The sequence below is a fragment of the Streptomyces sp. NPDC088194 genome, assembly GCF_040702025.1.
GTDB lineage: Bacteria > Actinomycetota > Actinomycetes > Streptomycetales > Streptomycetaceae > Actinacidiphila.
The window spans coordinates 15,140-29,611 of sequence record NZ_JBFBIV010000029.1; the positions used below are offsets into that span (position 1 = coordinate 15,140).

Consider the following 14,472-nt stretch of genomic DNA (forward strand, 5'->3'; position numbering starts at 1 on the left):
GGCTCCGCAGCACCGGGAGGACCGCGACATGACCCCCACCGAGCAGCCGAGAGCCGCGGACACCCTGGTCGTGTTCGGCATCACCGGCGACCTCGCCCGCAAGATGACGCTGCGCGCCCTGTACCGGCTCGAAAAGCGCGGCCTGCTCAGCTGCCGCGTCATCGGCGTGGCCAGCAGCGAGATGACCACGGCCGACTTCGTCGCGCAGGCCCGGGACCGTATCGCCGCCACGGGGCAGCAGATCGACGACGGCGTCTTCCGGCGGTTCGCCGAGCGCGTCACCTACCTGCACGGCGACGTCACCGACGCCGCGCTCTACACCCGGCTCGGCGCGGAGATCGGCCCCGGCCACTCCGCCCTGTACTACCTCGAAATGCCGCCCCAGCTCTTCGGCCCCATCGTCGAACAGCTCAGCGTCGCCGACCTGTTGTCCGACGCACGGGTCGCCGTCGAGAAGCCGTTCGGCCACGACCTCGCCTCCGCGCGCGCCCTCAACACCCGCCTGCGCGCCGTCCTGCGCGAGGACCAGCTCCTGCGGGTGGACCACTTCCTCGGCAAGGAACCGGTCATCGAGCTGGAGTACCTGCGCTTCGCCAACCCCGCGCTGGCCGGCCTGTGGGACCGCGACAGCATCTGCGCCGTGCAGATCACCATGGCCGAGGACTTCGGCATCGAGGACCGCGGCGCGTTCTACGACCCCGTCGGAGCGCTGCGCGACGTGGTCCAGAACCACCTGCTCCAGGTGCTCGCCGCCGTCGCCATGGACCCGCCCGCCGACGCGGGCGCCGACAGCCTCAGGGACCGCAAGGCCGAGGTGCTCAAGGCCGTACGCGCCGCCGACCCCCGCCACAGCGTCCGCGGCCAGTACGCCGGTTACCGCGACACTCCCGGCGTGGCCGCCGACTCCGACACCGAGACGTACATCGCGCTGCGGCTGGAGGTCGACAACTGGAAGTGGATCGACGTCCCGTTCTTCCTGCGTGCCGGGAAGAACCTGCCGGTGCGCAACACCGAGGTGCGCCTCGTCCTGCGCCGCGCCCCGCGGCTGGCGTTCCTGCCCACCCCCCACCAGGCCGAGCAGAACCAGATCGTGCTGCGGATCGACCCGGACCCGGGCGTGCGCCTGCAACTCGTCGCCCAGGGCGAGCAGACCTGGCGCCCGCTGACCTTGGACGCGTCCTTCATGCGCGAACTCGGCGAGCCCTTCGAACCCTACGAACGCCTGCTGCACGGCGCCCTCATCGGCGACCACAGCCTGTTCACCCGGGAGGACGGCGTCGAGGAGGCGTGGCGGATCGTCCAGCCCCTCCTCGACGACCCCGCCCCGCTGCACCCCTACGAACCCGGCACCTGGGGACCCACCGAGGCCGACGCGCTCGTCCACGGCCGCCCGCCGTGGCACGAGCCCTGGACCGCCGGCTTCGACTCCTGACCCCACCCCGCGGGCCCGGTCGGCGCAGGACGCCGATCTGACATGATGCGCTGTCAAGTACCCGGGGGCAGCTGTCGTGTCGCAAGGAGGAGCGGGCCGTGTTCGACGTCCTGGAACCAGAGGACCCGCACCAGGTCGGGCGGTACCGGATCGTGGCGCGGATCGGCGCGGGCGGCATGGGGCAGGTGTACCTGGGGCGTTCGCCCGGCGGGCGCCCGGTCGCGGTGAAGGTGGTCCGGCCGGAACTGGCCAGGGACGGTGACTTCCGCCGCCGCTTCGCCCGCGAGGTGACGGCCGCCCGGCGCGTGAACGGGGCCTTCACCGCGGGCGTCGTCGACGCCGACCCCGACGGGGCGCCCGCGTGGCTGGCGACCGTCTACGTCTCCGGGGTGTCGCTGGGCGAGGCGGTGGCCGAGCACGGTCCCTGGCCCGCCGAGCCGGTCCTGGCGCTCGGCGCGGGTCTCGCCGAGGCGCTGGAGGCCATCCACGCGGCGGGTGTCGTCCACCGCGACCTGAAACCGTCCAACGTGCTGCTGGCGCCCGACGGGCCCCGGGTGATCGACTTCGGCATCTCGTCGGCGAGCGAGGCCAGCGCGCTGACCCACACCGGCATGACGATCGGCACACCCGGCTTCATGTCCCCCGAACAGCTCACCGGGACGCCGGTCGGCCCGGCCGGCGACGTCTTCGCGCTCGGCGCGGTCCTGGCGTACACCGCCGCCGGCATCGGCCCGTTCGGCACCGGCACCCCGCACGCCCTGCACTTCCGCGCGGTGTACGAGGAGCCCGACCTCTCCGCCCTGCCGGCCGACGTGCGCGACCTGGTGGCGGCCTGCCTGGCGAAGCGGCCCGAAGACCGGCCGGAGGTGGGGGAGTTGCTCCGCCTGATGGGCACGCGAGAGGACCGGGCGGCGTCCGACGCGACGCTGCTGCTGACCGAGGGCTGGATGCCGGACGCGGTCAACCGCTTCGTCCGAGAGCGGAGCGCGGCCGCGCTGCCCCGCAACCAGGGCGCCGAACCGGCCGCGGTTCCCGAGCCGGCGTCGCCGTCGACCGGGGACGCGCCCGCGGCGCACAACGAGGCCCCGGCCGCGGGGACGACCCCGACGCCAAGCCCCACCCCGACCGTTGCGGACGCCGCCTCCGCGCCACCGCGGGGTCCGGCCGTACCTCCCGCGGCGCCCGACATACCCCACGCGCCGACTCTGCACGCTGCCGCCGGGCCGCCGGCCGCCCCCGTTCCTGCCCCCGCCCCGGTTCCTGCCCCCGCCCCCGGCCTGCACGAGGCGCTCACCCAGCCCGGCGACCGGGCTGCCCCGGGCCGCGTCCCGCCGCAAGCTCCGGACGACGAGGCACCTGAACCGGCACCTGAACCGGCACCCGAGCCGGCGCCACCGGTGATTCCGTACCCCGGCGCCGTTCCCGGCCCCCTCTCGCGGCGCAGCGCCCTGCTCGCCCTGACCGGCGTCGCGGTCGCCGCCGGAGCGGGCATCGCCCTGTGGAAGGCCAACGACGACGGTTCCGGCTCGGCCGGCTCGCCCTCCGCCGGAGGGACCCCCACCACCGGGCCGACCCCCTCCACACCGAAGCGCACGTTCCGACCCGGCCAGAAGCGCTGGCAGTTCCCCGCGCGCGACCAGGTGGAGACGACGCCGACCGTCGTCGGCGGGGTCGTCTACTTCGGCAGCAACGACCACGACTTCTACGCCCTCGACGCCGCGACGGGCAGGCAGCGCTGGACCTTCGCCGGCGACGGCCTGATGCGGTCGACGGCGGCCGTCGCCAACGGCCTGCTCTACGCCGGCAGCGACGACGGCAACCTGTACGCGCTGGACGTCACGACGGGCCGGAAGCGCTGGGTCTTCCGTACCGGCAACCTCATCGACTCGTCGCCCGTGGTGGTCGACGGGGTGCTCTACTTCGGCAGCGCCGACGCGAACCTGTACGCGCTGGACGCCGTCACCGGGAGCAAGCGCTGGAGCCACCACTTCCCGCACGACGGCCTGATCACCCAGTCGCCCGCCGTGGCCGGCGGCCTGGTCTACATCAGCACGCTGGACCACTACCTCTACGCCCTGGACGCGGCCACCGGCAAGGTGCGCTGGTCCTTCCGGACCGGCCACGTCGTCGGCTCGTCGGCCACGGTCGCCGGCGGCACGGTCTACTTCGGCAGCCTCGACAACCACCTGTACGCGCTCGACGCCGTCAAGGGGAGCAAGCGCTGGTCCTTCGAGGTGATGGGGGTGAACTCCACGCCCACGGTCGCCGGCGACGCGGTCTACTTCGGCGCCGACGACCAGCGCCTGTACGCGCTCGACGCGAGGACGGGCGCCAAACGCTGGGCCTTCCGCACCGGCGACCTCGTCGACTCCCAACCGGCCGTGGCGGACGGTGTGGTGTACACCGGCAGCGCCGACAGCCACCTCTACGCGGTGGACGCCGCGACGGGCAAGCAGCGCTGGGCCTTCCCCACGAACGGCCCCGCCTGGTCCCCGACCGTGGCGGACGGCGTCGTCTACGTCGGCAGCAAGAGCGGTCTCCTCTACGCCGTGCAGACCTGAACGCGGCCCCTGCGGGGTCGTTCCCCCCGCCCGCCGCCCGCCGCCCGCCGCCCGCCGCCCGCCGTCTGGCGCCCGGGGTCAGCGGGCGGCTGCCACGGCCAGGAGGAACCAGCCCGTGTGCGGAATCCACTGCTCGGCCCACCGCCACGACTCCTCCTCCGGGGCGTTCGCGGGGAGGAAGGCGATGTCGTCCTCGTCGCTCCAGCCGGAGGTGATGCCGTTGACGATGCCGCCGGGCAGGTTGGGGAAGTCCGAGGCGTAGTCCACGTTGCCGCGGCCACGGCCCTGAAGCATGCACGCCTGGAAGGGATTTCGGCCGGTGATCCACGCCAACTGGTCGTCGGCGAAGTCCAGCAGCCGCTCCCGGTCGGCCGCGGACACGCCCTCGGCGCCGGCGCAGAAGGACGCCGCCGCGGCGAGCGAGGCGATGGTGGCGTTCTCGCCCTGCCACCAGTAGCCGGTCTCGTTGGCGTGCGGGAAGAAGAACGCGTCACGGTCGGTGCCGCCCGCCGGGCGCACCCGCTGCCGCGGATAGCCGAACGGGTTCGGCACCGCGGAGGTCCGGGCGAGCGTGTCGAGCATCGCCCGCACCGCCAGCGAACGGGCCTCGCCGGCCTCGGGGGAGTCGGGGAGGACGGCCGCGAAACGGAGCAGGGCGAGGACGGGCAGGCCGGCCTCCACCGCGTGGAAGAAGGGCCGCCCCTCCGCGTCGGCGGTGAACCAGCCGGGCCCGCCGCCGTCCGGCTGTACGTACCGGCGCACCAGCAGCCGCGCCCGGCGCCGGGCCGCCGCGACCACCGGGGCGCCGGCCGCGACCAGTTCGCAGGCCGCCAGCAGCGCCGCGTAGTCGTCGACCACCGTCTCGGTGCCGTCGTCGAGGTACTCCAGGTTGTGCGCTTCGAGGTGCGCGAAGCCGCCCAGCGCCGCGTCCAGGTACTGCGCGCCGGTGAAGTCGCCGTGGTCGTCGAGGGTGGAGGCGCGGGCCAGCGCGGCGATCGCGAGGCCGCCGCCCTGCCGGTACGCGGCCTGGTAGCCGTCGGTACGGACGCACTCCGCCAGCGGCGCCGTCACGAACCGCTCGTCCAGCCGCTTGGTGAGCGCGTCGAAGACGCCGGTGTAGAAGTAGCCCTCGGGGGCGCGGAAGCGGACCAGGAAGTCGGCGCCCCACAGGGCCTCGTCGCGCAGCCGGGCGCCGAGCGAGCGGACCAGCTCGGGATGCCGCTCGGCGAGCACGTCCCCGGCCGCCGCCAACGCCCAGGCGCACAGCGGGATCTGCTGCGGGCTCATGGTGCGGGTGTAGGTGAGGTGGCTGAGGAACTTGCTCGGGTCGCCGCTCGCGTCCAGCCAGCCGCCGCTCGCGTCCACCTCGCGCCCGCTGTCGTCGGCCCACAGCCGCGCGTGCCGGTCCTTGCGGTCGATCTCGCCGCTGGAGCGCATCGCCCGGAAGTACGCGAGCACGTCGGACATCGTCTGCCGCTGGAGCCGGTCCGGGGCGATCTCGAACGGCTCCGAGACCGTCTCGCGCCCGCCGCCGTCCACGATCCGCACGGTGTACGTGCCGGCGGGCAGGTCCCGGGGGAGCGGGACGCGGGCGAAGGGCCCCGCCCGCCAGCCCGGGACGGCACCGACCGGGCCCGCGGTGAGCGGGCGGGGGCCGCCGGGGCCCAGGAGTTCGGCCACGCGCGGCGCGCGGCCGTCGGGCAGCACGGCGACCACGGCCTTGGCGGCGGCGAGGCCGTGGCCCAGGTGCGCGGTCAGGATCGTCGCGGAGTCATCGGTCGAACGCACCCTCGGGTACCGCCCCTTCCCTCGTGCCGCCCGGACGTTCCGGGCGGCGGTGGTTGTCACTCGTACGCAGTTGCGCCGTCAGGCGACCATCGCCGCCATCGCGACGATCATCGCGGCGCTGCCCGCCTCGTGCAGCAGCGCCGCGGCCGGCCCGCGCCCGGCCGGCCCGCGCGCGGGTGCCGGGCCCGCGCCGGAGCCCGCCAGCGCGGCGACGTGGACGCCCGTCCGCGCCACCAGCCAGCAGGCGACGACGAACACGAAGAACCGCACGTCGTACGCCCCCTCGCCGCCGGGCATCCGCATTCCGGGGCGGTGGCCCGCCGCCCCGGTGAGCCCGGCGGACCCGGGCCGGGCGACCGCCGCGGTCAGCAGCGCCATCGTGGCCAGGTCCACGACGGCCGCGGTCCGGCCGCGGCACGGGCCGGCCAGCGCCGTCCACACCCCGGCCCCCGCGACGGCGCAGGCCCCCGCCACCAGCGGCGTGCCGCACACCCCGCAGGCCATCAGCGCCATCACCACCGCGACGACCGCGGCCGGCCCCCAGGCCCGGGCTCGGGCGGCGAGCCGCTCGGCCAGGCACATCCCGGCTCCCACGAGCCCGACGGCCATCGCCACTTCACTCATCGTGCCTTCCGCTGGGTGGGAGGGACCGGCGACGCGGACGGCGGACCGCCCGCGCACGCGGAACGCCGGAAGCGTCGACGTCGTGACTGTTGACGTCGCGGCGGCCCGGAACTCACCGGTGCCCGACCGACGGCGGGCCCACGCCTGACCTACGGCGGGCCTCCGGGTGGGCCCGTGCCCGTGGTGGTGCGAAGGGCCGGCCCCGGACGACGCGTCGGCCGGGCCCGGCACTAGGCCGTGGTGTGGAAAGCCCTCCCCCCTGCCTGCGGCGGGTGAGGTGCCCTCGTCCCGTGGTGCCTGGCACCCACGCTCGCTTCGTTGTCGGGCTGGTCCGAGGAGGCCCATTACGAGGACGGCCCTCCGCCGTGCGATCCGGGGGCACCTCCCGCGCCGAAGGCAGGGGGGAGCACCAGACGCCACGGGCCCCGCCCTTCGGGCGGACGGCGCTCCTTCCACAACAGGGCCTAGTACGGGTAGTGGACCGGTTCGCTCGCGACCGTGCGCCAGCGGCGCTCGGTGAACTCCTCCAGGTTCGCGTCGCCGCCGGCCCGGCCGCCCAGTCCGGAGTGGCCGATCCCGCCGAAGGGGGCGAGCGGTTCGTCCTGGGGCGTCGCGTCGTTGACGTGGACCATCGCGGAGTTCAGGCGGCGGGCGACCTCGGTGGCCCGGTGGATGTCGGAGCCGACGACCGAGGAGACCAGGCCGTAGCGGGTGTCGTTGGCGAGTTCGACCGCCTGCTCGGCGCCGTCGACGACCGCGACCGGCGCGATGGGCGCGAAGATCTCCTCGGTCCACAGCGCGGAGGCCGGATCGACGTCCACCACGACGGTCGGGCGGAAGAACCGGCCCTCGTTCGTGCCGCCGGTCAGCACCCGGGCACCGCCGGCCACCGCCTCGTCGAGCAGCCGCCTGGCGCGCGCCAGTTGGACGTCGTTGATGATCGGACCCAGACCGGTCCGGTCCCGGAAGGTGTCGCCCACGGTGACGGCCGCGGCGCGCTCCGACAGGTTGCGCAGGTAGGCGTCGGCGACCGCGCGATCGACGATGTGCCGCCCCGCGCTGATGCAGGTCTGCCCCTGGTAGTGGAAGCTCGACCACGCCCCGATCATCGCGGCCTGATCGACGTCGGCGTCGGCCAGGACGACGAGGGCGTTGTTGCCGCCGAGTTCCAGCGAGGTCTTCTTGAGCAGGGACCCGGCGGTGCTCGCGATCTGCCGGCCGACCGTCGTCGAACCGGTGAAGTGCACCATCGCCACGTCCGGGTGCTCGACCAGCCTCCGCCCGACCTCCTCGCCGCCGGGCAGCACCTGGAAGACGCCGGCCGGCGCCCCCGCCTGCTCGAACAACTCCGCTATCGCCAGGCCGCCGGACAGCGGCGTCTCCGGCGAGGGCTTGAGCAGCACGGTGTTGCCGAGCGCGAGCGCGGGTGCGATGACCCGCATCCCCAGCACCAGCGGGAAGTTCCACGGCGTGATCGCGGCGACCAGGCCGACCGGCACGCGCTCGCCCACCGAGAAACGGCCCGGGTGCCCGGTCTGCAACACCTCGCCGACCGGCCGGGAGGCCAGCGCCGCCGCCTCGGTCAGCTCGCCGACCGCGGAGGCGATCTCGTAGTCGGCCTTGCCGGCGATGCTGCCGGTCTCCCGCACGATCAACTCGCGGAAGCCGTCGGCGTGTTCGAGAGCCGTTGCGACGCCGCGGAGGATCGCCGCACGCTCGGTGTACGGGAGCGCCGCCCATGCGCGTTGCGCGGTCACCGATGACGCCACGGCGGCGTCGACGTCGGAGGTGCCGGCGTCGCCGGCGACCCCGAGCAGCTCACCGGAGGACTTGTCACGGACCTGGAGGGTGCCTCCGGCGGCGGGCGGGTGGAATCGTCCGTCCGTGTAAATGGCTTTCGACCATGGGGGGTTGTGCGTTGCCATGTTCAGCTCCATTCAGGATTCCTAGGTGCTCCGGGGGGCGGGTGCCGTGACTCCCTGGGGTGCCCTGACCCTCCGGGGCGCCCCCTTCTGTCGGTTCCGGGACCTTGCGCCCGGCGGGTGGCTCGTCGCGCGGCTCTCCCCCTGCCTTCGCCGGGAGGTGCCCCAGCGCCCTGGTGAGTGCGGCTTCCTCCGCGAGCGGTCCTGGAACCGACAGCACGGGCATGCACCTTGGGTCAGGGGGCCGTCAGCCGGGACTTGGCCAGCGCCACCGCACCGGCGACCGGGGGGACTTCCAGCAGACGTAGCGTCAGATCGGGTTGGGCCGCGGCGAGGTGGGAGCGCAGGCCGTCGGCGAGGAGGGGCTGGGCGAGGACCACGCCGCCGGCGGCCACGACGGTGCGGCCGGTGGCGCCGCGCGCACGCAAGCGGTAGACGAGCGCGGCCAGTTCGGCCGCGGCCGCGTCCACCACCTCGGCGGCGAGCGAGGAACCCGCGGCGGCCGCGGCGAAGACCGCGGGCGCCGCCGGGCCCCAAGTGGCAGGCGTGGGGGAGTCGTTGACCGCGCGGGCGAGCCCGGGGGCGTCGGCCACACCGTAGTGGGCGAGGAGCGCGGAGAGCAGTCCGTCGTCGGGCAGGCCCATGTCGTGTGCGGCCAGCGCCGCCTTCGCCGCCTCCCGTACGATCGCCGGCGCGCTGCCCTCGTCGCCGAGCACCCAGCCCCAGCCGCCGGCGAACAGCACGGTGCCGTCGGCGCCGGTGCCCACCGCGATGGAGCCGGTGCCGGCGATGACGCCGATCCCCTGCGCCAGACCGGCGGCCGGCACCAGCAGCGCGGCGTCGTTGACGACGCTCGCGGGCACCGCGAGCGCTTCGAGGGCCGCGCCGAGGTGCGCGCAGTGCTCCTGCGTGTCGCAGCCCTGCGCGCCGACGCCGAGGGCGGCGACCTCGTCGCCCGCGGGCAGTACGGTGCGCACCCGGTCCAGCAGCCAGCGCGCGGCGTGCCGGACCGGGGCGGCCTCCCACCCCGTGGAGGGCAGTTCCACGTCGGCGCGGACCGTGCCGTCCGGAGCCGCGACCCGGATCGCGACCTTGGTGCCGCCGATGTCGGCGCCGACCAGGACCCTCATACCGTCGGCCCCCCGGTCACCTTGATGTCGGCGTTGTGGAACACGAACTCCTCGATGTCCACGGCGCGGACCTCGGCGACGGCCTCGACGAGGATCTGCGCGACCAGGATCTCCAGCACCGCGCGCTGCGCCGCCGGCAGCCGCGGCACCCGCACCGGGTGCAGCATCGGCCGCTTCTCGGGCGGCGCCGAGGTGACCAGCACCACCGGGTGCCCCGCGGCCGCGAGGGTGTCGGCCACGGTGTGCTCGCGCTCGTCGCCGAAGACCACGTGCACCCCGCCGCCGGCCGACTCCATCGCGCCGTGCAGGTACTGGCGGGTGCTCATCCCGGTCGACGGGATGCGGACGACCTCGCGGAAGAGCAGCGCGGACGCCTCGGCGGAGCCCACCGCGGGGCCGGCGCCGACGAAGTCCGCGGAGGTGGCGGTCGCGAAGAGCGGGGCCAGCGCCCGCACCTGCTCGCGCAGTTCCTTCTCCGTCGCGGCGAACAGCGCGCCGAGCCGGGCCCAGCCCTCGTCCGGCGCGCCGCCGTCCCACGCGTCGGCGAGCATGCCGAGCGCGGCGACGGTCGCGGTGTAGCCGATGGTGGAGGCGTAGCTGTCGGGCACGCTGCCGATGCCGAGCACGCCGGTGGCGATGTCCGCGATCGGCGAGGGGGTCATGTTGACCACGGCGTGCCGCAACGACGGGTCGACGGATTCGAGCACGGCGAGCGTCTCGGAACTGCGGCCGCTCTGCGAGACGCCGAACACCGGGTGCCGGCTGGCGGGGAACGGCAGCGGGTGGTCGCCGGCGCCCAGCCGCCAGGAGTGCACGCCCCGGCTGCGCAGCGACCACACCGGGGCGCAGGCGGCCGCCAGGCTGGCGCCGATCCCGACGAACACCGGTCCCGGGCCGGTGAGCAGCCCGGCCGTGGCGAGCGAGGCCACCGACGGGGCCAGCCGGGCGATCGCGGCTTCCAGCTCCTCGGCCTGGGTCGCGCGGGCCGTGGCGTAGGGGAGGTATCCCTCGCTCATGTCTGCTCCGTTCCGTCGTAGGTCCGTGTGGTGGGGTCCCACTGCGGTGGGATCGGGGGCACCTCGGGTGCGCTGCTCGCCACCCGGACGGGTGCGCCGAGGTCGACGGACTCCTCGACCGCGAGCATCACGTCGAGCACGTGGTACGCCAACTCGCCGCTGGCGCGCGGGCGGGTGCCGGACCGCAGGGCGCGGGCCAGTTCGAGGACGCCGACGCCCCGGCCGCTCGGGACGCCGACGGCGGGAACCGTGGTCCACGGCGCGCCGGGCGTGGTGTCGGTCAGCAGCCGGGTGTCGCCGTCGAAGCCGCTCACCGGCACCTCCATGACACCGTCGGAGCCGGTGATCTCGAAGAGCTGGCGGCGCAGCGGCGAGTCGAAGCTGTAGACGGAGGTGCCGACCGCCCCGGAGGCGAAGGTGGTCACCACGCTCACGTGGGTGGGCACCTCCACCGGGAACGCGGTGCCGGCGTCCGGCCCCGCGCCGATGATCCGCTGCGGGCGCGGGCTCTGGCCGCTCGCGCTCACCGACACGACCGGGCCCAGCAGTTGGACCAGGGCGGTCACGTAGTAGGGGCCGATGTCGAAGAGGGGGCCCGCGCCCTTGGCGAAGAGGAACTGCGGCCGCGGGTGCCACAGATCGGGCCCGGGGCCCTGCATCAGGGTGAGCACCGTCCTGGGCGTGCCGATCGCGCCCTCGGCCAGCAGCCGGTGGGAGGTCTGCACGCCGGGGCCGAGCACGGTGTCGGGGGCGTTGCCGACCACGACGCCCGCGGCGGCCGCGGCGTCCAGGACGGCGCGGGCGCTCGCCCGGTCCAGGGCCAGCGGCTTCTCGCCCCACACGTGCTTGCCGGCCGCGATCGCGGCCAGCGCGACCTCGGCGTGGGCGGCGGGGACGGTCAGGTTGACCACCAGGTCCACGTCGTCGCGGCGCAGGACCTCGTCGGTGGTGCCCCAGGCCGGCACGCCGTACGCCTCGGCCTGCGCGCGGGCGCGGGCGGGCACCAGGTCGGCCACGGCGGTGACGGCGAGGTCGGGGTAGCCGGTGAAGGCGTCGAGGTACTGGGCGGAGATGTCGCCGGCGCCGACCACCGCGACCCGCACGGGCGCGCTCATGCGGCACCCCCGGCCAGGAAGTACGCGGCGTTGCGTTCGACGAGCGGCCAGACGTCGCTGTGGTGGGCGACCACCTCGACGACGGGCAGCTCCACGTGCGCCGCGGTCAGCGCCAGCACCTCGTCCATCCGGCCGGCCGTGTCGACGCCCAGCACCGGGCGGTCGTTGCCGGGCTCCCGCTCGTGCACCACGTGCAGATGGCGCACCCGGTCGCCCAGGCGCGGCAGCAGCTCGAACACGTCGGCGCCGCCCACCCCTGCCCAGTAGACGTCGACCTCCAGCACCACCGCGGGATCGAGCAGCCCGGTGAGCACGTCGTAGGCGGGCACCCCGTCGATACGCTGGGCGAACTCGAAGTCGTGGTTGTGGTAGCCGATCCGGATGCCGCGCGCGGCGGCGCTCTCGGCCGCGGCGTTGAGCGCGTCGGCGAGGCGTTCCACCCCCGCCCGGTCGGCGATGCTGCCCGGGTCGACGTACGGCGTGATGACGCAGCCGATGCCGAGCGCCTGCGCGGCGTCCAGGATGTCCGCCACGTCGTGCCGGAGCACCGACGCGTGGGCGGTCGCGGCGCTCAGCCCGGCGTCCCGCAGCGCGGCGCCGAGCCGCTCGGTGTCGCCGAGGATGTCGTACGGCTCCGCGTGGGTGAAACCGAAGCCCGCCAGTCGCGCGAGGGTACGGTCGAGGTCCGCGGGTCCGATGTCGTCACGCACGCTGTAGAGCTGGATTCCCAGCGGCTGCGCGGTCGTCATGCGCCGGCCTTTCCGTGGTCGTGGTCATGGTCGTGCTCGTGGTCGTCGTGGTGGGTTCCGCGGTCGTGGTGCGGGTCGTGCCGCTCGCCCGGACCGCCTTCCCCGGGCGGGTGGTGGCCGCCGGCGTGGCAGTGCGCGGCGGTGGGGGCGGGGATGTCCAGCGTCGGGTTGCGGTCGAAGAAGCCGTACGGCTTGAGCGCGAACCCGGCGGAGTCGACGGGCATCACCGGCCAGTCCTCGGGTCGCGGGAAGTGGGTCAGGCCGAAGGTGTGCCACAGCACGATGTCGGTGTCGTCCACCGACCGGTCGGCGGCGGTCCACGCGGGCAGCCCGCCACCGCCCTGGTGCATGTTGACCAGGTCGCCCGCCGGGTACCGCTCGTCCGGCGCGTACGGCGTCACCCACAGGTGCCGGGTGGCGTACGTGGCCCGCCGGTGGATGTCGGAGTCGGCGTCGGCGAGCAGCACCGGCCGTCCCTCCGGGTGGAGTTGGTAGCCCACCGGGTTGCCCAGCCGGTTGGTGACCGAGGGGTTGGTGACCACCCAGGACCGGTTGCGGGTGTTGTCGGCCAGGCGCTGCGCGCCGGACTCTGTGCGCAGCCGGGTGACGGTCTGGGTGAAGCCGGTGCCGGTGGGGTTGCCCGGCCCGCGCGGCACCGCGGCGGACTCCACCTCGTCCACGGCGTTGCCGGTGCCGTCCACCGCCATGTCCAGCCGGGCGCTGAACAGGTGCTGGTGGTACGGCGCGCCGAGGCCGGGGGCGAGTTCGGAGGCGTAGGCGTAGCCGGGGCCGGGATAGCCGGAAGTGAAGACGACACCGGTCGCCTTGACCTCCAGCTCGATGGCGCCGTCGAGCGAGAAGTACCAGTAGAAGCCGTAGTCGTAGTTGCCGACGGTGACGAAGAAGGAGATCACCAGGCGCCGGCCGCGCCGGGACTGGGTGGAGCCGTTCCAGTTGTCGGAGTGCTTCCACAGGATGCCGGTGTCCTCCTCGTGGATGCAGATCGCCTGCGGGACGACGTGGACGCCGCCCTCGCTGTCGGCGAGCACCGCGTCGAGGTAGGTGATGTCGCCGACGCAGTCGCAGCCCAGTTCCAGGGAGTTGGCGAACCCGCCGAGCAGGTACTCGCCGCAGTCGAAGAAGTTCTGGAACCAGCGCTGCGGGCTCGGGTCGCCGTAGGGGACGACCATCTCGGCCAGGGAGGCGCGGTAGAGCACGGGACGGCGGCGGCCGGCGTCGTCGATGCCGATGTTGTGCAGCACCAGGCCCTCGCGCTGGTCGAAGCCGACCTGGAGGGACCAGCCGAGCCAGTCGATGACGCCGTTCTCGTCGATGGTGAAGCTCGGGCCCTCGGGCTGGGTGATCTCGATCGGCTTCAGCCCGGCGCGCGGCGGCTGCCCGACCCACCGCGGGTCGTGGTAGTTGCCGTCCTCCTGCGGTACCGGCAGGTGCGCGACGTCCAGCACGTCGAGGACCTCGCGGGTGACCACGTCCACGACGACGGTGACGCCGTCGACCGGGTGCGCCCAGCCGAGGTCGTCCGGCGTCTTCTGCACGAAGGTGAAGCAGCGCTGGAGGCGGCGGCCCTCCTCACCCGCGCCGGGCACGCCCGCGGACAGCGGGTTGACCCGCAGTCGCGTCACGTCGGTCAGGCCGCGCCTGCGCATCGCCGCGAGCCAGCGCTCGTCGCGGTGCACGATCTCCTCCACGAGCGGGAACTCGGCGAGCACCACCGGGACATGGCCGTCGGTGGCGGTGTCCAGCACGCGAGCCGACACGATCCGGTCCTCGCCGGGGCAGGCGACGACGTCGTGCGACAGGCCGGTGCGCAGGTCGATCAGCATGGCGCGGAAGCGGCGCGGGGCGATCGCGCCGGCGAGCAGCTCGCGCTTGTCCTGCTCGGCGAGGCCGAAGTAGGACACGTGGGTGTCGGGGCCGATCAGGCCCTCGCGCCGGAGCAGCGCGGTGCAGGCGGTGATCTCGTCGGGGCGCGGCGAGGCGAGGGCGACGGCCAGGGCGGGCGCGTCGTAGGCGTCGGCGCGGCCGGTGGCGCCGGCGGCGGCACTGCCGTCGTCGCCGCCGTGCGCGGGCGGTGGTGTTGCTGTGGTCACGGGGGCTCCGCTTCTGCGAAGGGG

General features: G+C 74.7%; 10 protein-coding genes. 2 read left to right on the forward strand and 8 right to left on the reverse strand.

Going from position 1 to position 14,472, the window contains the following annotated elements; translation table 11 throughout:
• The first annotated feature begins 28 nt into the window (after positions 1-28).
• Both AB0399_RS18060 and AB0399_RS18065 read left to right on the forward strand, forming a co-directional pair.
• Positions 29-1,432: a glucose-6-phosphate dehydrogenase gene (locus tag AB0399_RS18060; RefSeq protein ID WP_366411963.1), complete on the forward strand. Its 1,404-nt coding sequence runs from the start codon at positions 29-31 to the stop codon at positions 1,430-1,432.
• 98 nt (positions 1,433-1,530) lie between these two features.
• Complete coding sequence (locus AB0399_RS18065) at positions 1,531-3,993, forward strand: PQQ-binding-like beta-propeller repeat protein (protein WP_366411964.1); 2,463 nt, start codon at positions 1,531-1,533, stop codon at positions 3,991-3,993.
• Between the two features lie 78 nt (positions 3,994-4,071).
• Here AB0399_RS18065 and AB0399_RS18070 read toward each other — a convergent pair whose 3' ends face one another.
• The 8 genes from AB0399_RS18070 to AB0399_RS18105 form a co-directional block, all read right to left on the reverse strand.
• On the reverse strand, positions 4,072-5,781 hold the full coding sequence (locus tag AB0399_RS18070; RefSeq protein WP_366411965.1) for a glycoside hydrolase family 9 protein: 1,710 nt from the start codon (positions 5,779-5,781) through the stop codon (positions 4,072-4,074).
• A 78-nt stretch (positions 5,782-5,859) separates the two neighbouring features.
• Positions 5,860-6,405, reverse strand: coding sequence for a hypothetical protein (locus AB0399_RS18075; protein ID WP_366411966.1), 546 nt, complete (start codon positions 6,403-6,405; stop codon positions 5,860-5,862).
• A 464-nt stretch (positions 6,406-6,869) separates the two neighbouring features.
• Positions 6,870-8,330 (reverse strand): aldehyde dehydrogenase family protein, encoded by a 1,461-nt coding sequence (locus tag AB0399_RS18080; protein WP_366411967.1) that lies wholly within the window; start codon positions 8,328-8,330, stop codon positions 6,870-6,872.
• 233 nt (positions 8,331-8,563) lie between these two features.
• Positions 8,564-9,457 (reverse strand): BadF/BadG/BcrA/BcrD ATPase family protein, encoded by an 894-nt coding sequence (locus AB0399_RS18085; RefSeq protein ID WP_366411968.1) that lies wholly within the window; start codon positions 9,455-9,457, stop codon positions 8,564-8,566.
• Complete coding sequence (locus tag AB0399_RS18090) at positions 9,454-10,473, reverse strand: hypothetical protein (protein WP_366411969.1); 1,020 nt, start codon at positions 10,471-10,473, stop codon at positions 9,454-9,456. The genes AB0399_RS18085 and AB0399_RS18090 overlap by 4 nt, the downstream gene beginning before the upstream one ends.
• A complete protein-coding gene (locus tag AB0399_RS18095; protein ID WP_328473452.1) occupies positions 10,470-11,588 on the reverse strand; it encodes a Gfo/Idh/MocA family oxidoreductase in 1,119 nt (372 codons plus the stop codon). The genes AB0399_RS18090 and AB0399_RS18095 overlap by 4 nt, the downstream gene beginning before the upstream one ends.
• Positions 11,585-12,337: a TIM barrel protein gene (locus AB0399_RS18100; protein WP_329361339.1), complete on the reverse strand. Its 753-nt coding sequence runs from the start codon at positions 12,335-12,337 to the stop codon at positions 11,585-11,587. The genes AB0399_RS18095 and AB0399_RS18100 overlap by 4 nt, the downstream gene beginning before the upstream one ends.
• Positions 12,334-14,448, reverse strand: a complete 2,115-nt coding sequence (locus AB0399_RS18105) for a primary-amine oxidase (protein ID WP_366411970.1) — start codon at positions 14,446-14,448, stop codon at positions 12,334-12,336. The genes AB0399_RS18100 and AB0399_RS18105 overlap by 4 nt, the downstream gene beginning before the upstream one ends.
• Positions 14,449-14,472 lie beyond the last annotated feature (24 nt).